This is a genomic window from Propioniciclava coleopterorum (genome assembly GCF_011393335.1).
GTDB classification, from domain to species: Bacteria; Actinomycetota; Actinomycetes; order Propionibacteriales; family Propionibacteriaceae; genus Propioniciclava; species Propioniciclava coleopterorum.
This window is the reverse complement of record NZ_CP049865.1, coordinates 2,647,673-2,665,666: the sequence shown is the minus strand read 5'-3', so window position 1 is coordinate 2,665,666 and position 17,994 is coordinate 2,647,673. Positions and strand designations below refer to the sequence as shown.

The 17,994-nt window shown below is 73.7% G+C and carries 17 protein-coding genes and 1 pseudogene; 1 reads left to right on the top strand and 17 read right to left on the bottom strand.

Annotation, left to right across the window (positions count from 1 at the left end; all coding sequences use genetic code 11):
* Positions 1 to 49: 49 nt before the first annotated feature.
* From G7070_RS12680 to mraZ, 17 genes and pseudogenes are all read right to left on the bottom strand, one after another.
* On the bottom strand, positions 50 to 589 hold the full coding sequence (locus tag G7070_RS12680; RefSeq protein WP_431977896.1) for a cell division protein SepF: 540 nt from the start codon (positions 587 to 589) through the stop codon (positions 50 to 52).
* 53 nt (positions 590 to 642) lie between these two features.
* Positions 643 to 1,356, bottom strand: coding sequence for a purine nucleoside phosphorylase YfiH/LACC1 family protein (locus tag G7070_RS12675; protein WP_206079775.1), 714 nt, complete (start codon positions 1,354 to 1,356; stop codon positions 643 to 645).
* Positions 1,357 to 1,361: 5 nt separating this feature from the next.
* A complete protein-coding gene (gene ftsZ, locus G7070_RS12670; protein WP_166234041.1) occupies positions 1,362 to 2,555 on the bottom strand; it encodes a cell division protein FtsZ in 1,194 nt (397 codons plus the stop codon).
* Positions 2,556 to 2,823: 268 nt separating this feature from the next.
* A complete protein-coding gene (locus G7070_RS12665) occupies positions 2,824 to 3,546 on the bottom strand; it encodes a cell division protein FtsQ/DivIB (protein WP_166234040.1) in 723 nt (240 codons plus the stop codon).
* The gene (murC, locus tag G7070_RS12660; protein WP_166234039.1) at positions 3,543 to 4,961 is read right to left on the bottom strand and encodes a UDP-N-acetylmuramate--L-alanine ligase; all 1,419 of its coding nucleotides are present in this window, start codon (positions 4,959 to 4,961) and stop codon (positions 3,543 to 3,545) included. The genes G7070_RS12665 and murC overlap by 4 nt, the downstream gene beginning before the upstream one ends.
* Position 4,962: 1 nt before the next feature.
* Positions 4,963 to 6,060, bottom strand: a complete 1,098-nt coding sequence (gene murG, locus G7070_RS12655) for an undecaprenyldiphospho-muramoylpentapeptide beta-N-acetylglucosaminyltransferase (RefSeq protein WP_166234038.1) — start codon at positions 6,058 to 6,060, stop codon at positions 4,963 to 4,965.
* 13 nt (positions 6,061 to 6,073) lie between these two features.
* Positions 6,074 to 7,369, bottom strand: coding sequence for a putative lipid II flippase FtsW (gene ftsW, locus G7070_RS12650; protein ID WP_206079774.1), 1,296 nt, complete (start codon positions 7,367 to 7,369; stop codon positions 6,074 to 6,076).
* Between the two features lie 13 nt (positions 7,370 to 7,382).
* On the bottom strand, positions 7,383 to 8,870 hold the full coding sequence (gene murD / locus G7070_RS12645) for a UDP-N-acetylmuramoyl-L-alanine--D-glutamate ligase (RefSeq protein ID WP_166234037.1): 1,488 nt from the start codon (positions 8,868 to 8,870) through the stop codon (positions 7,383 to 7,385).
* Complete coding sequence (gene mraY / locus G7070_RS12640) at positions 8,852 to 9,922, bottom strand: phospho-N-acetylmuramoyl-pentapeptide-transferase (protein WP_166234036.1); 1,071 nt, start codon at positions 9,920 to 9,922, stop codon at positions 8,852 to 8,854. The genes murD and mraY overlap by 19 nt, the downstream gene beginning before the upstream one ends.
* A 15-nt stretch (positions 9,923 to 9,937) precedes the next feature.
* Positions 9,938 to 10,351, bottom strand: coding sequence for a glutamate ligase domain-containing protein (locus tag G7070_RS19990; protein ID WP_246227086.1), 414 nt, complete (start codon positions 10,349 to 10,351; stop codon positions 9,938 to 9,940).
* A gap of 83 nt (positions 10,352 to 10,434) precedes the next feature.
* Positions 10,435 to 11,349 (bottom strand): annotated as a pseudogene (locus G7070_RS19985) (UDP-N-acetylmuramoyl-tripeptide--D-alanyl-D-alanine ligase); the annotation flags it as partial.
* Position 11,350: 1 nt separating this feature from the next.
* Positions 11,351 to 12,790: a UDP-N-acetylmuramoyl-L-alanyl-D-glutamate--2,6-diaminopimelate ligase gene (locus G7070_RS12630; RefSeq protein WP_431977953.1), complete on the bottom strand. Its 1,440-nt coding sequence runs from the start codon at positions 12,788 to 12,790 to the stop codon at positions 11,351 to 11,353.
* 38 nt (positions 12,791 to 12,828) lie between these two features.
* Positions 12,829 to 13,233, bottom strand: coding sequence for a penicillin-binding transpeptidase domain-containing protein (locus G7070_RS19630; protein ID WP_348981503.1), 405 nt, complete (start codon positions 13,231 to 13,233; stop codon positions 12,829 to 12,831).
* Positions 13,230 to 14,924, bottom strand: coding sequence for a peptidoglycan D,D-transpeptidase FtsI family protein (locus tag G7070_RS19625; RefSeq protein ID WP_166234034.1), 1,695 nt, complete (start codon positions 14,922 to 14,924; stop codon positions 13,230 to 13,232). The genes G7070_RS19630 and G7070_RS19625 overlap by 4 nt, the downstream gene beginning before the upstream one ends.
* Entirely contained in the window at positions 14,921 to 15,610 is a 690-nt protein-coding gene (locus G7070_RS12615) for a cell division protein FtsL (RefSeq protein ID WP_166234033.1), read from the bottom strand. Before G7070_RS12615 ends, G7070_RS19625 begins: the two co-directional genes overlap by 4 nt.
* Positions 15,607 to 16,566: a 16S rRNA (cytosine(1402)-N(4))-methyltransferase RsmH gene (rsmH, locus tag G7070_RS12610; protein ID WP_166234032.1), complete on the bottom strand. Its 960-nt coding sequence runs from the start codon at positions 16,564 to 16,566 to the stop codon at positions 15,607 to 15,609. Before rsmH ends, G7070_RS12615 begins: the two co-directional genes overlap by 4 nt.
* A 120-nt stretch (positions 16,567 to 16,686) precedes the next feature.
* Positions 16,687 to 17,124, bottom strand: a complete 438-nt coding sequence (gene mraZ / locus G7070_RS12605; RefSeq protein WP_166234031.1) for a division/cell wall cluster transcriptional repressor MraZ — start codon at positions 17,122 to 17,124, stop codon at positions 16,687 to 16,689.
* Positions 17,125 to 17,663: 539 nt separating this feature from the next.
* On the opposite strand from mraZ, the gene G7070_RS18880 reads away from it, so the two are divergent.
* The gene (locus G7070_RS18880) at positions 17,664 to 17,987 is read left to right on the top strand and encodes a hypothetical protein (RefSeq protein ID WP_246227084.1); all 324 of its coding nucleotides are present in this window, start codon (positions 17,664 to 17,666) and stop codon (positions 17,985 to 17,987) included.
* Positions 17,988 to 17,994 lie beyond the last annotated feature (7 nt).

The window sequence follows — 17,994 nt, the reverse complement described above, 5'->3', positions numbered from 1 at the left end:
TCAGGGTACTGTAGCGGGATTTCCCCGGCCAACCCGCCGGGTGAATCCTCTAGCTCTGGTTGAAGAATCCTCCGGCGATGCGTTCCTTGTCCTCGGCGGTCACCACGACGTCGGCGGGCGACAGCAGGAAGACCTTGCTGGTCACGCGTTCGATCGCGCCGCGCAGGCCGAAGATCAGGCCGGCCGCGAAATCCACGAGGCGTTTCGCGTCGGCGTCCTCCATATCGGACAGATTCATGATCACCGGGATTCCGTCCCGGAAATGCTCGCCGATCGTGCGCGCCTCGTTGTAGGTGCGCGGGTGCACCGTGACGATGCGCGTGAGGTCGGCCGTGCGGGGCACCGCGGCGGGGCGGCGTCCCTCCAGGGGCGTGATGCTGGCGTCGGTGTGCTCGACGCGCTCGATCGCGCCGCGCTCCTCGCGCTCGTAGCTGTCGCGGCCGTCCCGACCGTCACGCGCCGGAACGGCCTCGGTGAGCTCGTCGTCACGCTCGTCGTCGGGGTAGGGCGTGTCGGACATCAGCCCAAGCCACACGGCAGCCTTCTTCAAACCATCAGCCATGGGGTTCCTCCGTTCCAGGGTCGCCAACACACTAGCGCGCCTCGGTGCGGCCCCGCGTGCCACGCCGCGCGCCGGGGCGATCAGCGCTCCGCGATCCAGATCGCGCCGACGAGCCGGCCCGCGTCCGCGCCGTCGCGGCGGTACGAGTGCAGCCGCGGCTCCTCCCGGGTGCAGCCGCCGACGAACTCCGTGGCCACCCCGGCGGCCTCGAGCTGGCGCACCGCCGCCGCGGTGAGGTCGAGCGTCGGCGTCCCCCACGAGGTCGTGGCGGGCGCGATCCCCAACGCCGCGGACGCCTCGCGCGCCATCGCGGCGGGCACCTCGTAGCAGGACGCGCACACGTGCGGGCCGATCCAGGCCCGCAGCGGCGCGTCCGTGACCGCGCGCAGGTCCGCGACGGCCCGGCCGAGCACGCCGTTGAGCAGCCCCGGGCGCCCCGCGTGCACCGCCGCGACGACCGAGGCGTCCTCGGCGGCCAGGCACACCGGCACGCAGTCGGCCACGCGCACCGCGACGGCCAGCCCGGGCTCGCTCGTCCAGAGCGCGTCGGCCCGTTCGCACGTCAGATCCAGCGGGGCGACGTCGCCGGGCGACGGCGGGTGGGCGGCGCGCACCACGGCGTTGCCGTGCACCTGCGCCACGATCCCGACCGGGACGCCGAGCGCAGCGCCCAGCCGCGTCAGGTCGGCGTCGCGGGCCGCCCGATCGCGCAGGTCGCCCAGGTCCAGGTCGGCGGAGGTGAACGCGACCCCGACGCCCAGGCGGGCGTCGGGGTCGCGGCGGAACCAGAACAACGGGCCTACTTCAGGAAGTCCGGCACGTCGAGTTCGTCGTCGTCATCGGGCGACGGCTGCGGAGCCGGGCGCGAGGCCGGAGCGGGCTGCTGCCAGGGGTCCGGCGCGGGCGACGCGGGCCGGGGCTGGCTGGGCGCCTGCTGCTGGAGCCCGGGCGTCGCCGGCGACGGGGTCGAGGGCGCGGGCTGCGGCGGGCGCTGGCGGGCCAGGTCGGGCTGCCGCGTCACGCCGGGCTGCCGCCGCGGCGGGCTGCCGCCGTCGAAGCCGGCGGCGATCACCGTCACGCGCACCTCGTCGCCCAGGGCGTCGTCGATGACCGTTCCGAAGATGATGTTGGCGTCCTCGTGGGCGGCCGACTCGATGAGGTTGGCGGCGGCGGACACCTCGAACAGGCCCAGGTCGGAGCCGCCGGCGATCGCCAGCAGGATGCCGTGGGCGCCGTCGATGGACGCCTCCAGCAGCGGGCTGGACACCGCCATCTCGGCGGCGGCGCGGGCGCGGTCCTCGCCGCGGGCCGAGCCGATGCCCATCAGCGCGGAGCCGGCGTTGCTCATGACGGCCTTCACGTCCGCGAAGTCGAGGTTGATCAGACCCGGCGTGGTGATGAGGTCGGTGATGCCCGAGACGCCCTGCATCAGCACCTGATCGGCCTGCTTGAAGGCCTCGAGGATCGCGACGTGGTGGTCGGTCATCTCCAGCAGCTTGTCGTTGGGGATGACGATGAGGGTGTCGACCTCTTCGCGCAGCGCGGCGATGCCGTTCTCGGCCTGGGTGGAGCGGCGCTTGCCCTCGAAGGAGAACGGCCGCGTCACGACGCCGATGGTCAGCGCGCCCAGCGAGCGCGCGATGCGGGCCACGACGGGCGCGCCGCCGGTGCCGGTGCCGCCGCCCTCGCCCGCGGTGACGAAGACCATGTCGGCCCCCTTCAGGACCTCCTCGATCTCCTCCGCGTGATCCTCGGCGGCCTGGCGACCCTTGTCGGGGTCGGCGCCGGCGCCGAGCCCGCGCGTCAGGTCGCGCCCGATGTCGAGCTTGACGTCGGCGTCGCTCATGAGGAGCGCCTGGGCGTCGGTGTTCACCGCGATGAACTCCACGCCGCGCAGGCCGGCCTCGATCATCCGGTTCACGGCGTTGACGCCGCCGCCACCGACGCCGACCACCTTGATGATCGCCAGGTAGTTCTGGGATGCACTCGCCACGTTCGGTACCCAATCCTGTCGTCGAAACTTCGTTGCCCCCTCGCACCGCAGGCGTCCGGCGTGGGAAGACAACGACCTGGGAGGGACTGCCGTTCAGGGTATCCGAGGCTCGCCCCGCAGACCCAGTGCCACGTTCCCCCGGGCGCGCCTCTCAACCTTGGGTTGAGACTTCGGTCGAGGGTCGAGGGTTGTCCCCCGCGGGAGGACGCCGCAGCGCCGGGCCCCGCCGTCCGTCGGTCGGGGAAGTGCCCCCGTGCCGGCGGGCGCGTCAGCGGGTGATGGGGTGCGTCGGCGCCGACACGTCGTACTCGCGGGCCTTCACCTTGAGCAGCGGGACGACCACGCGGGCCTTGAGTTCGCTGTCGTCTGAACTCCCCCACACGACGCGGCGCCCGTCGGTCAGGTTGATGACGACCGAGTCGCGGGAGGCGGCGATGATGCCCTCGGCGCGCTCGCGCACCGCCGGCGGGAGCGCCGCGGCGACCTTCGCCAGCGCGGTGATGGTCTCCTCGTCGGTCACGCTGCCGTTCACGAGCAGGACGCCCTCGGGCGGGGTCGCCGTGCGGTGGAAGATCACGCCGTCCCCGGCGACCCACAGGTATTCCCGGCCCAGCGGGATGCTGAGCGCCGGCGTCCGCTCGGTGACGTCGATGACGACGGTCCCGGGCCAGGAGCGCCCCGCCCTGGCCGAAGCCGCGGCGGGCAGCGCCGTGGTGATCCGCTGCTCGACGCCGGCGGTGTCCACCGCGGCGAGCGGCGTGTCCAAGGGCACCTGCGCGGCGTCGGTGACCTGCTGCACGCTCAGCAGCGACGTGCCGCGCACCTCGACCTGGCGGGCGAGCAGCCACGGGGAGCCCCACACGACCCAGGCCAGCGCGCCGATCAGCGCCAGCACCCCCACCGCGAGCGCGACGCGCTTCAGCGTGCGGAGTCGCTTCGCCTGCGCGCGTCGCTTGCGCGCTCCGGTCACGTCGACGAGCGGTTCGGTCACGCACCCCTCCCGAGGCGCGCGAGCAGGGCGGGGCCGACCGTCGTCACGCTGCCGGCGCCGATGGTCAGGACGAGGTCGCCCGGCTCGACGAGCGCCGCGAGCACGTCGGGGACCTCGGCCAGGTCCTCGACCACCCGCGTGGCCACCCCGTGCCCGGCGGCCAGTTCGCCCAGTCCGGTCGAGGTCACGCCGGGGAAGTCCGCGGCGTCCTCCCGAGCCGGGTAGATGCCGGCGAGCACGACCAGGTCGGCGGGCTTGAGCGCCTCGGCGAACTCGTCGGCGAAGTCGCGGGTCCGGCTGAACAGGTGCGGCTGGAAGCACGCGACCAGCCGGCCGCCCTCGGGCACCGACGAGCGGGCGGCGGCGAGGATCGCGGCGACCTCGGTGGGGTGATGGGCGTAGTCGTCGTAGACGCGCACGCCCCCGCACACGCCGCGGAACTCGAAGCGGCGGTGCGTGCCCGTGAAGGCGGACAGCGCCTCCCGCAGGTCGGCGCCGGGCAGCCCCAGCGCGCGCCCGGCCGCGTACGCGGCCGCCGCGTTCGCCAGGTTGAACCGGCCCGGCACCGCCAGCCGCAGCAGCCCCGCGTCGCCGTCGGCGGTGAGCTGCGCCTCGGTGACGCCCGGGCCGAGCCGGACGGCCGTCAGCCGCACGTCCGCGCCCTCGGACTCGCCGACCAGGACGACGTCCTTGCCGGCGGCGCGGACGCGGTCGGCCACCGCGAGGCAGCGCGGGTCGTCGGCGTTCATGATGACGGTGCGGACCCCCGGGGCCGTGCCCAGCCGGACGAAGCCGTCCTCGTAGGCCTCGCGGGTCCCCCAGTTGTCGAGGTGGTCGGCCTCGATGTTGGTGACCACCACGATCTCGGCGGGGTACTGCAGGAACGAGCCGTCCGACTCGTCGGCCTCGACCACGAACGCCGGCCCGCCCCCCAGCGCGGCGCTCTCCCCCGTGGTGGCCAGCGGCGAACCGATGACGTAGCCGGGGTCGGCGTCGGTGCCGATCAGCATCGTGGCGATCATGCCGGTGGTGGTCGTCTTGCCGTGCGTGCCGGCCACGGCGACGCCGCGCCGGCCGAGCATCAGGGCCGCCAGCGCGGCCGACCGGTGCCACACCCGCAGGCCGCGACGCCGGGCCTCCGCGAGTTCCACGTTGTCGGGCTTGATCGCGGAGGAGACGACCACCGTCCGCGCGTCGCCCAGCTGGGCGGGGTCGTGGCCCACGTAGGTGGTGACGCCGCGGTCGGCGAGCCGCCGCAGGGCCGCGGAGTCGTCGCGGTCGCTGCCCGAGACGGTCAGGCCGCTGTCGGCGTAGGCGGCGGCGATCCCACTCATGCCGGCGCCGCCGAGGGCGATGAAGTGGACCGGGCCCAGCGCGTCCAGGGGTTCGAGGGCGACGGGCGTGATGAGTGGCATGTCACTTCCCCCGGGCCACGTCGAGGACCATGGCCGCCAGGTCGGCGGCCGCGTCCTTGGGCACCAGCCCCGCCAGCCGCCCCCGGACGGCGGCGAGCCGCTCGGGGTCGTTGAGGAGCGGCAGCACCTCGTGGACGAGGCGCGGGCCGTCGAACTCGGCGTTGGGCACCACGACCCCGGCGCCGCCCTCGACGAGGAAGGTCGCGTTGCGCGCCTGCTCGCCGTTGCCGTGCGGCAGGGGCACGAACACCACGGGCAGCCCGACGGTGGCGGTCTCCATCACGGTGCCGGCGCCGGAGCGGCCCACCATCAGGTCGGCGGCCGCGTAGGCCTGCTCCATCGCGTCCACGTAGCCGACGGGCCGGTAGGACGCGCCCGTGTCGGGGTCCGTGACGACGACGTGGTCGCCGGTGAGGTTCCGGGGCCCCAGCACGTGGAGGACGTCGACGCCCGCGGCCAGCAGTTCGTCGCGGGCGGCCAGGGTGGCGTCGTTGATGGCGACCGCGCCCTGCGAGCCGCCGGAGACCAGCAGCAGCGGCCGCTCGCCCTCGAAGCCGAGGTCGGCGCGCGCCTGCGCCCGGGCCGCGTCCGCGTCCAGCCGGGAGATGGCCGCGCGCAGCGGCAGGCCGACGTAGCGGGCGCCCTTGAGCGGGGTGTCGGGGAACGACACGGCGACGACCGAGGCGAACCGGGTCGCGATCTTGTTCGCCAGCCCGGGCACGGCGTTCTGCTCGTGGATGACGACCGGGACGCGCCGCGCGAGGGCGGCGAGGTACACGGGCAGCGACACGTAGCCGCCGAAGCCCACCACGGCGTCCGCGCCGACCTCGTCGAGGATGGCGATGGACTGGCGCACCGCCCCCATCAGCCGGCCCGGGACGCGCAGCAGCGCGGGGGTGGGCCGGCGCGGCAGCGGCACGGGCGGGATCATCCACAGGTCGAGGCCGGCGGCCGGGATCACGCGCGACTCGATGCCCTTGGGCGTCCCCACCACCGTGAGGCGGACGTCGGGCTCCTGCTCGCGCAGCCGTTCGGCCGTCGCGATCAGGGGCGACGTGTGGCCGGCGGTGCCTCCGCCGGCGAGGACGATCGAGACCATCGGTGTTCCTCCGTCAGGATGGGCGACGGCCCGGCAGGACCGTCGAGAAGCGGCGGCTCGGCGCCTTCCGCTTGGCCCGCTTGCGCCGCCAGGCGATGGCTCCGGGCTCGTCCCGGGCGCAGGCCACCAGCACCCCGATGGCCATCACGTTGGCCAGCATCGCCGACCCGCCGTACGACACGAAGGGTAGCGGGACGCCCAGCACCGGCGCCCACTGGAGCACCACGAGGATGTTGATCAGCGCCTGCAGGGTGAGCCACAGGGTGATGCCGGACGCCGCGAGGCGTCCGAAGAACGACGAGCTGCGCACGGCGATGCGGAAGCCGCCCCAGGCGAGCGCCACGAACAGCGCGAAGACGATGAGCGTGCCGAGCAGGCCGAGCTCCTCGCCGATGACGGCGAGGATGTAGTCGGTGTGCGCCTCCGACAGCGCGCCCCACTTCTGCCGGCCCGCGCCCAGCCCGACGCCGAGCCAGCCGCCGGTGGCGAGCCCGTAGAGCGCCCGGATGGGCTGGTGGTTGATGCCGGTGGGATCGGCGGTGGGGTCCAGGAACCCCAGGATGCGCGCCATGCGGTTCGGCTCGAGATAAACCAGCGCGGCGGTTCCGGCGCCGAACAACGCGACCAGCAGGCTGATCACGCGCAGCGGGGCCCCGGCGCACCACAGCATGCCGAGCATGAGCAGCGCGAGGATGATCGCGGTGCCGAGGTCCTTCTGCAGCACCACCAGGCCGATCAGGCCCATCGAGAAGACGACGAACGGCATGAGCACGTGCTTGACGCTGCCCAGCAGCTTGCGCTTGGTCGACAGGACGGCGGCGCCCCACACGACGATGGCGAGCTTGGCGAACTCCGCGGGTTGCAGCCGCAGCATGGTGTTGGAGCCGCCGAAGTTGAGCCAGTTCTTGTTGCCGCCCACGCCGTACCCCAGCGGGGTGAAGGTGAGCGCGAGCGCGATGACGGTCCCGGACAGGATGACCCACGACAGCACGCCGGCGTAGGCCTGCACCCGGATGCGGGCGGTCACGGCCCCGGCGATGAGCGCCAGCAGCAGGAACATCCCGTGCCGCAAGACGAAGTAGTAGGGGTTGTCGAACTGGCGCTGGCCGTACGGCGTCGACGCCGACCAGACCATCAGCGTGCCCAGCCCGATCAGGATCAGCGTCGGCACGGTCACCAGGAACACGTCCGCCAGCGGATGCGCCAGCCAGTGCGACGCCGAGGCCCGCAGGCCCCGCTCGGCGCGGTCCTTCCGACCGGGCGCCGCGCTCGCCGGACGGGTGGTGCGACTCGGGGTCAGGATCGCCACAACCGTCCTCCCCTCACGCGTCGCGTTGTTCCAGTTCGGCCACCGCAGCGGCGAAGTCCCGGCCCCGGGCGTCGTAACCGGACCAGATGTCGCGGCTCGCGCACCCCGGCGCCAGGAGGACGGTGTCCCCCGGCTCGGCCAGGTCGGCCGCCGCTGCGACGGCTCGTGCCATCACCCCAGTGTCGCCGCTGTCGAGGACGACCACGGGCACCTGCGGCGCGTGTCGGGCCAGCGCGTCCGCGATCACCCCGCGGTCGACGCCCAGCAGCACCGCACCGCGGAGCTTGTCGCCGTAGTCCTGCACGAGGGTGTCGAACGACGTGCCCTTGGCCTGCCCGCCGGCGACCCACACGATCGAGTCGAACGCCCGCATCGAGGACGCCGCCGCGTGCGGGTTGGTCGCCTTGGAGTCGTCCACGTAGGCGACGCCGCCGACCTCGCCCACCGTCTGGATCCGGTGCTCGCCGACCGGCAGCGCCTTCAGCCCCTCGGCGACCGCCTGCGGCTTCACGCCGAAGCTGCGCGCCAACGCGGCGGCGGCCAGGGCGTTCTCCAGGTTGTGCGGGGCGGGCGGCTGGACGTCCTCGATCTGCGCCAGCGGCATGGCCGAGTCCCGGCGCTGCTCGACGAAGGCGCGGTCCACGAGCATGTCGTCGACGATGCCGACCATCGACGGGGCGGGGGTCGCGAGCCGGAAGCCGATGGCGCGGGCGCCCTCGGTCACCTCGGCGTCCTCGACCATCTTCTCGGTGGCGGGCTCGGCGACGTTGTAGACGCAGGCGTGGGTGACGCGGGAGTAGATCTTGGCCTTGTCGGCGGTGTAGGCCGCCATCGGGTCCGGCTCGTCGGCGTACCACTCCAGGTGGTCGGGGTGCAGGTTGAGCACCGCCGCGGAGTGCAGCGCCAGCGAGTCGGTCCAGTGCAGCTGGAAGCTCGAGAGCTCCACGGCCAGCACGTCGTAGTCGATGTCGTCGAGCAGTGCCTCGATGATCGGGCGCCCCACGTTGCCGACGGCGTCGGTGCGCAGGCCGTCCGCGCTCAGGATCGAGGCGAGCATCAGCGTGGTGGTGGTCTTGCCGTTGGTGCCCGTCACGCCCAGCCAGGGCACGACCCGGTCGGGCTGCATCATGCGCCAGGCCAGTTCGACCTCGCCCCAGACCGGGACGCCGCGCGCGGCGGCCTGCGCGAGCAGCGGCGCGGTCGGCGCCCAGCCCGGCGACGTGACGACCAGGTCGACGCCCTCGGGGAGTTCCGCGGTCGAGCCGGCGCCCAGCCGGACGTCGACGTCGAGGCGGCGCAGCAGGTCGGCCTTCTCGCGGTGACCGGGGCTGTCGGACTCATCGAGGACGATGATGGTGCCGGCGCCGAGCGCCATGAGGCCGTCGGCCGCGGCGAACCCGGAGGCGCCGAACCCCGCCACGACGACCGTCGCCTCGGCCCAGGGCGAGAGCCGGTCGGCGCCGGCGATCCAGTCCTTGACGGTCACTGCGCCACCACCCATTCCGCGTAGAACAACCCCATGCCGGCGGCGATGAAGATGCCGCAGATGATCCAGAACCGGACGACGACCGTCTGCTCGGCCCACCCCACCATTTCGAAGTGGTGGTGCAGCGGCGCCATCTTGAACAGCCGTTTGCCGCCGCTGAGCTTGAAGTAGCCGACCTGAAGGACGACCGACAGCGTGATGAGGACGAACATGCCGCCCAGCACGACGACCAGGAGCTCGGTGCGCGTCAGGATCGCCAGGCCGGCGACGGCGCCGCCCAGGGCGAGCGACCCGGAGTCGCCCATGAAGATCTTGGCCGGGGACGCGTTCCACCACAGGAAGCCGAAGCAGGCGCCCGCCAGCGCCAGCGACACCGCGGCCAGGTCGACGGGGTCGCGCACCTCGTAGCACTGCGGCCCGGCGGTCGACAGCGAGGCGCAGCTCTGGCTGCTCTGCCACAGGTTCACCACCGCGTACGCGGCGAAGACCATCGTGGTCAGGCCGGTCGCCAGCCCGTCGAGTCCGTCGGAGAGGTTCACGCCGTTGGACAGCGCGGCGATGATGAAGACGATCCACAGCACGGCGATCGCGACCGGCAGGTGCAGCCACTGGATGTCGCGCAGGAACGAGACGTACTGGCTCGCGGGCGTCACGCCGCGGGAGTTCGGGAACAGGAAGCACCCGATCGCGAACAGCACGGCGAACAGCGTCTGCAGGATCAGCTTGGCGCGGCTGTTCAGGCCCAGGCTGCGGGCGCGGGAGATCTTGATCCAGTCGTCGAGGAAGCCGACGAAGCCCAGGCTGGTGAACAACCCGAGCAGCAGCAACCCGGACGCCGTGGGCGGCGTCCAGGTGATCAGGTGGGCCAGGGCGTAGGCCAGCAGCACCGAGATGATGATGGCGATGCCGCCCATCGTCGGGGTCCCGGCCTTCTTGAGGTGCTCCTTGGGGCCGTCGTCGCGCACGTACTGCCCGTACCCCTTCAGCACGAGCACGTGAATGGCCAGGCGCGTCCCCACCAGGGTCCCGATCAGGCCGAGCGCGCCGGCCAGCAGAATCATCCTCACGGGAGGGCTCCTTCGTCAGTCGTGGCGGCGAGCGCCTCGGCGACCCGTTCCAGCGCCAGCCCGCGGGACGCCTTGACCAGCACCGTGTCCCGGTGCCCGGCCGCCCCCGGAGGCGTTCGGTGAGATCAGCCACGTCAGCAACATACTCGCCCCGGCCCCGGCCGCGGTGGCCGCCGCGGCCATCGCGGGGCCGAACTCGCCCACCGCGACGACCTCGATCCCGAGGCGGGCCGCGTGCTCCCCGACCAGCCGGTGCTGCTCCTCGGCGCCCTCGCCGAGTTCGAGCATGTCGCCCAGGCCGGCCAGCAGGCGCCCGCCCTCGCGGCGCAGGCCGGCCAGGGTGTCGAGCGCGGCGTGCATCGAGTCGGGGTTGGCGTTGTAGGCGTCGTTGAGGATCGCCAGGCCGTCCGCGCGCTCGACGAGTTCCATCCGCCAGCGCGACAGCGGCGTCGCGGCCGACAGCGAGGCCGCGATCCCTCCAACGGGAGGCCGGCCGCCAGCGCGATGGCGGCGGCGGCCAGGGCGTTGTCCACCTGGTGCACGCCCAGGACGCGCAGGCTGACCGGCGCCGACCCCGTCACGGCGCCCGCCGCGTGGAGCGTGAAGGAGAACCGCTGCAGGTCGTCGGGCCGGACGTCGGCGGCCCACACGCGCAACGCGGCGTCGGTGGCGACCGGATCGGCGTGGCTGGAGAAGGCGGCGAGCCTCGCACCGGTGCGCAGCGCCATCGCGATGACGCGCGGGTCGTCGGCGTTGAGCACCGCCCAGCCCTCCGGCGCGAGCGCCTCGACGAGTTCGCCCTTGGCCAGGGCGATGCCCTCGACCGAGCCGAACTCGCCCAGGTGGGCGTGCCCCACGTTGAGGACGGCGCCGATGCCCGGGCGCATCACCTCGGCGAGCGCCCGGATGTGGCCGGGGCCGCGGGCGCCCATCTCGCTGACGAGGAAGCGGGTGTCCGCGCCGACGCGGCACGCGGTCAGCGGCGCGCCGATCTCGTTGTTGAACGACCCCGGCGGCGCGATGGTCGGCGCGGCGTCGGCGAGCACCTGGGCGAGCAGGTCCTTGGTCGAGGTCTTGCCCGAGGACCCCGTGATCCCCACGACGACCAGGCCGTCGGCCTCGGCGCGGGTGACGACGTCGCGGGCCAGCAGCGCCAGCGCGGCGACGGTGTCGGGCACGACCACCTGCGGCAGATCGGCGTCCACCTCGCGGTCGACGAGCGCGGCCACGGCGCCCGCGGACGCCGCGGCATCGAGGTAGTCATGGCCGTCGACCCGCTCCCCGAGGAACGCGACGAACAGCGCACCGGGGGTGACGGCGCGCGAGTCCGTGACGACGTCCGGGCCGACGGGCGCCGCCGGGTCGGCTGCGCGCGCGAGGCGTCCGGACGTGGCGGCCGCCACCTGCTGCAGGCTCACCGGTTCCATCTCACTGTCCTCCCAGTTCGCGGACCACCGCGACGTCGTCGAACGGGCTGACGGTCCCCCCGACGTCCTGGCCCGTCTCGTGTCCCTTGCCCAGCACCGCGACCCAGTCGTCCGGCCCGGCCATCGCCAGGGCGCGCGCGATGGCCGAGCGACGGTCGCCGCCGTCGACGACCTCGGCGCCCCGGCCCCGCGCGCCCTCGAGCACCGACGCGCGGATGGTGCCGGGCACCTCGCTGCGCGGGTTGTCGTCGGTGACGATGACGACGTCGGCTCCGCGGGCGGCGGCGCGGCCCATCGGGCCCCGCTTGCTCGGGTCCCGGTCGCCGCCCGCCCCGAGCACGGCGATCCGGCGTCCGGTGGCGGGCAGGGCGTTGAGCGCGGCGGCGACGGCCTGCGGCGTGTGGGCGAAGTCGACCACGACGTGCGGGCGCCCCTCCCCCAGGTCGACGCGCTGCATGCGTCCGGGGACGTGCGCGTCCGCGAGGCCGCGCGCGGCGGCCCGGACGTCGCCCCCGGTCGCGCCGATCAGGGCGAGCGCGGTGACGGCGTTGGCGACGTTGAACTCCCCCAGCATCGACAGGGTGAACTCGACCTCGCCGCCGGGGTGGTCGAGCAGGACGCGCGAGCCGCCCGCGGGCAGCGGCTCGGCCCACCGGACGCGGTAGTCGGCGTCCTCGCCGAGGGTGGTGACCAGCGTCGCGGCCCCCTCGGCCGCCACCATGGCGGCGAGCCGGCGCCCCCAGTCGTCGGCGGTGTTGACGACCGCGGCGCGCGTCCGGCCGCCGGTGAACAGCTTCGCCTTGGCGGAGAAGTACTCCTCCATCGTGTGGTGGAACTCGAGGTGGTCCTGGCCCAGCATCGTGAAGGCGGCGGCGTCGAAGACCATGCCGTCGGCCCGGTGCAGCGCCAGCGCGTGGCTGCTCACCTCCATCGCGACGGTGTCGGCGCCGCCCTCGACCAGGACGCCGAGCAACGCCTGGAGGTCCGGGGACTCGGGCGTGGTGATGGTGCTGCGCGAGGACTCCACCGGCGCCCCCGCGAGGCGGTAGCCGATGGTGCCGATCGTCGCGACGGTGCGTCCCAGCGCGGTGAGGGCGGCGTCCAGGAGGAAGACCGTCGACGTCTTGCCGTTGGTCCCCGTGACGCCGAACAGTTCCACGCGGTCGCCGGGGCGCCCGTACACGGTGGCGGCCACGTCGGCCATGGCGACCCGCGGGTCCTCGACCACGGCGACCGGCAGGCCGGACCCGGCGGCCAGCGACGCGCCCTCGGCGTCCGTCAGCACCGCAAGCGCCCCGGCGGCGGCCGCCGCGTCGGCGAACCTGGCCCCGTGCGTGCTGGCGCCGGGCAGTCCGACGTAGAGGTCACCGGGGCGCACGCGGCGCGAGTCGAGCGTCACACCGGTGAGGACGCCGGACGCCCCCGGCACCAGGGATGCCAGGGGCAGGCCGTCGACCGCGGACGGCCGTGGGTCGTCGGTCATCGACGCTTCTCCTCCTCCTTGATCAGGGGCAGTTGCGTCTTCACGATCTCATCACTGGGCGTCACGCCATAACGCGGAAGCGCCACGGACATGATGTCGCGGTACACCGGGCCCGCCATGCCCAGGCCGGCGCCCTCGGTGTCGGGACGCGCCACGAGCACGTACACGAGGATCTGCGGGTCCTCGACGGGCGCGACGCCGACGATCGACGCGACCTGGCCCGAGTAGCCGCCCGTGGTGGACGCCAACCGTGCCGACCCGGTCTTCGCGCCGGAGTTGTAGCCGGGGATGCCGATCTGCGCGTCGTTGTACAGGGTGCGCTGCTGCATCATGTCCACGACCTGCTTGGCCGCCTCCTCCGACACGACGCGGTGCGACTCCGGCTTCGCGGCCGGCGTCAGGGCGCCGTCGGTGCCGGTGGCGCGGACGATCGTCGGCTCGGTGTAGACGCCCCGTTGGCGACGGCGGCGACCGCGGCCGCCATCTGGACCGCGCTGACGGAGACGCCGTAGCCGAACGCCATCGAGTCGGCCTGGAACTGGGGCATGTTCGCGCCGGGCACGGTGCCGCCCAGCTCGCCGGGCAGGCCGAGGTTCGTCTTGGTGCCGAGCCCGAACTTGAGCATGTAGTCGCGCAGCGTGTCGGAGTCCATGTCGCGGGCGGCCGTGATCGCGCCCACGTTGGAGGAGCGCACGAGGATGCCGCGGGTGGTGATGTCGATCGGGCCGTGCCGGAACGAGTCGTTGACGGTGTGCGTCCCGACGTCGATGGTGCCGTCGATGCGGTACTCGGTGTCGGGGGTGGTGAGGCCGGCGTCCAGCAGCGAGGCCAGCGTGAGCACCTTCTGCACCGAGCCGGGCTCGTACACGGCGTTGACGGCCCGGTTCCCGGTGTCGCCCGGCTTGGCCTTGCCCGGGTCGTTGGGGTCGAAGCTGGGGTAGTTCGCCAGGCTGAGCAGTTCGCCGGTCTCGACGTCCATCACGATGGCGACGCCCCAGTTGCCGCTGACCTCCTGCACGCGGGCGGCCAGCCGCTGCTCGACCATCATCTGCATGTCCGGATCCAGGGTGAGCTGCAGGTCGGTGCCGTCGACGGCCGGGGTGAGCACCTGGTTGCCCAGCGGGATCTTGCCCATGGGAGAGGTCTCGAAGATCTCCCGACCGGGCGTGCCGGTCAGCGACGGGTCCTGGCTGCGCTCGAGCCCGGCCACGCCCTTGCCCTCGCTCATGAAACCGACGACGTTGCTGCCGACCGTGCCCATCGGGTAGATCCGGCGCGGGTTGGACTCCCGGGTGATCCCGGGGTACTTGGACAGCGACGCGCTGAGGTCGACCCACGTGCTGGAGGGCACCTGCTTGGCCAGCACCTGGTAGCGCGAGTCCGACCGGCGCAGCTTGGCCTCGACCTCCGCGGCGTCCAGGCCGAGCCGCGGCGCGATGATCGCGGCCATCTCGGCGGGCAGCACGGCGGCCCGTTCGCGGTCCTTGGCGCTCATGGCCTCGGCCTCGCGGCCGTTGGTCGAGATGGCCTTGGGGTCGGCGATCACGTTGACGGTGGACTCGGTCAGCGCCATCACCTGGCCGTCGCGGCCGGTGATGGTGCCGCGCACCGCGGGGACATCGCGCGCGACCGTCATCTTCGTCGCGGCCTGCGCGGCCGTCTCCTTGCCGTTGAAGACCTGGATCTGGACCGCGCGCGCCCCGACGAACGAGAAGACGACGGCGATCAGCATGATGAGGATGCGCAGCCGGAAGGTCGTGGACGCCGGCTTGCGGCCCGGGCGTCGCCCTCCCGGGCGCCGGGTCGATGGGCGGCCGGCGGCCGTCCGGGACGTGGCGGCCCGGGAGGTTCCCGGACGCGACGCGGCGGAGCGGGGCGCCTGCCGGGCCCCCGAGCGCGCCGTCGGCTGCTCGCCGCGGCCCGCGCCGGCCGGGCGCTCGCGCCCGGTCCCCTGCCGTCCGCGGCCGGTGGCCGCCTGGCCGCTGCGGGACGAGGACGCCTGCTTACCGCCCTGCTCGGGCCGGCGTCCGGACGAGGACCCGCGGCCCGAGGCGTCCCCGCGGGGGCGACGGGTGGGCTCGTCGCGGCTCATCCCTGCGCTCCCGTGGGGGTCGGGCGGACGCCGGTGGCGGGGGGCGGCGTGGCGCCGCCGGTTCCGGGCGAGGGGGTGGCTGCGCCCGACGGCGTCGCGGTGGCCGAGGGTGTCGCGGAGGTCGAGGGCGTCGCGGTGGGCGGGGCGGTCGGGTCGGCGGGGGTGGCGGCGTCCGGTTCGGCGCCTGCCTGCCCCTCGGCGGTGGGCGTGCCCTCCTGCTGGGCCTCCGCGCCGGGCGTCGGCGCGACCGACGGCGGCGGGGGCGGAAGGATGCGCAGGCTGGGGATCTCGTTGCCGTTGGCGGCGGTGGGGGTGCCCTTGATCTCGCCGGTGCCCAGGTCGATGAACACGGCGTGCGGGTTGGGCACCATCCCGAGTTCGGTGGCGCGGCGTCCGAGCTGCTGGGGAGCCTTGGCGCGGTTCACCTGCGACTCCAGGTCCGAGACCTGGTAGCCCAACTCGCCGGCGGTGCGCTGGGCGTCGCGGAGCTCGAACTCGCGGGTCTGCAGCGCGGTGCTCAGCACCAGCGCGCCCACGAGCCCCGCGACGAGCACGGCCACCATGACCACGCCGAACATGAGCGCCGACATGCGCTGCGGCGGGCTGGAGATCCCCACCAGGTTCGGGCGGGTCGCGGCCTGGCCGAGCTTCCGCGGGGCCTGCTTGATCGCCTCCCAGGCCGTCATGGCCGCACCTCCCGTCGTTCCACGGCGCGCAGGCGGGCGGACGCCGCGCGCGGGTTGTCCTGCGCCTCGCCACCGGTGGGCTTCTCGGCCCCCCGCGTCAGGTTGATGAAGCGCGCCCGGTGCTCCGGCGGCACCACCGGCAGCCCGCGCGGGGCGGTGTCGGTGGTCGCCGCGGCGAAGGAGCGCTTGACGAGCCGGTCCTCCAGCGAGTGGTAGGCCAGCACCGCGAACCGGCCGCCGGGCGCGAGGGCGTCCAGGGCCGCGGGCAGCAGGCCCTCCAGCGCGACCAGTTCGCCGTTGACCTCGATCCGCAGCGCCTGGAACGTGCGCTTGGCGGGATGGCCGCCGGTCGCCTTGGTCGCGGCGGGGATCGCGGCGTCGATGGTCGCGACCAGCCGAGCCGAGGTGGTGAAGGGCTCGACCTCCCGCTCGGCGACGATGCGGCGCGCCACGCGGTCGGCGAAGCGCTCCTCGCCGTAGACGCGCAGGATGCGGGTCAGGTCGGCGACCGGGTAGGTGTTGACGACGTCGGCGGCGCTCAGCCCGTGGCCCTGGCCCATCCGCATGTCGAGGGGGGCGTCGACGGAGTAGGCGAAGCCGCGCTCGCGGCGATCGATCTGCATCGAGGACAGACCCAGATCGGCCAGGATCGCCTGCACCCGCGGCATCCCGTCCTCGGCGAGCACGTCGGCGATCTCGTCGTAGACGGCCTCGTACAGCGCGACCCGGTCGCCGAAGGGGGCCAGCCGCTCCCCCGCGATCGCCAGCGCGTCCGGGTCGCGGTCGATGCCGACCAGACGGGCGTTCGGGCAGGCGGTCAGGACCGCCTCGGCGTGGCCGCCCAGGCCGAGGGTGCAGTCGACGTAGGTGCCCCCGTCGGCGAGGGCGGGCGCGAGGAGTTCGATGGTGCGCCCCAGCATGACGGGAACGTGTCCCGTCGCGGGCGGCTGCACCATGGGGTCCTCCTTCGTGTGGTCCGTGCGGTCGGGTTCCGGTCCGTACCGACGACCTGACACCGGGGAAGTGGCGTCAGGGCGTCGGTCGGACCGAAGCCTCACCGCGCGGGCGGTTTCGCATCAGCGGGTCTCCCCACCGGGGAAGATCTCCTCGTCCATCTCGGCGTAGGCCTCGTCCTGCCTGGCCGAGTACGCCTCCCATGCCTCGAGGTCCCAGACCTCGACGCGGTTGAAGGCGCCGATGACGGCGATCTCCTTGTCCAGCCCCGCGTAGTTCCGGAGAACCGGCGGGATGGTCACGCGTCCCTGCTTGTCCGGCGTCTCCTCGGAGGCGCCGGCGGCGAACATGCGCTGGAAGTCACGGATGCCCTTCAGGGTCGAAGGGCCGCTCATGGCCGCCTGCGCCTGCCGTTGGAACTCGTCGGGGGCATAGATCGTCAAGCAGCGTTCCTGCCCCTTGGCGATGATCAGCCCCGCCCCGAGCTCGTCCCGGAACTTCGCCGGGAGGAAGAACCGACCCTTCTCGTCCACCTTGGGGAAGTGCGTGCCCAAGAACATGCAGCACCCCTCCCCTCTGGCCGCCGATTTCCTCCACTACCCTCCACATTACCCCACAATCCACCACTCGAATCAATGGCCCCCAGGGGCGAGGCGCGAACGGCCTTGTCAAGACCGATTCCGACGGGATCGGGGCGGCTCACCCGCGGGCGCCCGGCGCCGGGCGCACCGCGCCGCCACGGCGGCCCAGGGCCGCGAGCCCGCGCCGCGGCGTCGTTGCGGGGAGTGAAGTGGAGCGGAACGGGACGCCGACACGTCTCAGGACCCGCAGGCGGGCCGCCCGGCTCCGGCGCGCGGAAACAGCGTCTTGCGGAGCGGGCGTCGCCGGGCGGCGCGCCCGGGGCCCGGGCTAGTGTCGAGCATGCCCACCAAGGAATCCGCCCTCGCCCAGTACGAGCAGACCGGCCGCGTCGGGATCGACCGTGCCAGCGTCAAGAGCATGGTCTCGGTGGTCGTCTGCCTGATCTTCGCCGCCATGTTCGGCTGGCTGTTCAGCCAGGCGCTCCCCGCGCGCAGGAGCCGGGGCCACGACCACCACCGTGGTCACGGCCGTCGTCTGGGGGGCGATCCTGGCCTTCTTCGTCGGCAACCTGATCGCGCTCGGGGTGCGGTTCACCCGGCTGCGGGATCGCCTCGTGCTCACGCGCACGGGCTTCGCGGTGGACGGCAAGCCCGAGCACCCGTGGACATCGGTGCGCGGCTACGGCGTCATCCATCAGAAGGCCGGCCCCGACCTCGCGTCGGTGAAGGTGGAGAGCGACGGCAAGATCCGTACCGTCGAGGTCCCCGCCGACCTGCGGCTGATGTCGGTCGACGTCGTGCCGCTCATGCAGGAGGTGCACCGCCGCGCCCTCGGCGTCTGACCCACCC

Excerpts from the sequence above, each read along its gene's own strand:
- mraZ (WP_166234031.1), bottom strand. The coding sequence starts at position 17,124 with ATGTTCTTGGGCACGCACTTCCCCAAGGTGGACGAGAAGGGTCGGTTC.
- G7070_RS19990 (WP_246227086.1), bottom strand. The coding sequence starts at position 10,351 with ATGGAACTCGTCGAGCGCGCGGACGGCCTGGCGATCCTCAACGACGCC.
- rsmH (WP_166234032.1), bottom strand. The coding sequence starts at position 16,566 with ATGGTGCAGCCGCCCGCGACGGGACACGTTCCCGTCATGCTGGGGCGC.
- murG (WP_166234038.1), bottom strand. The coding sequence starts at position 6,060 with ATGGTCTCGATCGTCCTCGCCGGCGGAGGCACCGCCGGCCACACGTCG.
- G7070_RS19625 (WP_166234034.1), bottom strand. The coding sequence starts at position 14,924 with ATGAGCCGCGACGAGCCCACCCGTCGCCCCCGCGGGGACGCCTCGGGC.
- murD (WP_166234037.1), bottom strand. The coding sequence starts at position 8,870 with ATGGGTGGTGGCGCAGTGACCGTCAAGGACTGGATCGCCGGCGCCGAC.
- G7070_RS12615 (WP_166234033.1), bottom strand. The coding sequence starts at position 15,610 with ATGACGGCCTGGGAGGCGATCAAGCAGGCCCCGCGGAAGCTCGGCCAG.
- murC (WP_166234039.1), bottom strand. The coding sequence starts at position 4,961 with ATGCCACTCATCACGCCCGTCGCCCTCGAACCCCTGGACGCGCTGGGC.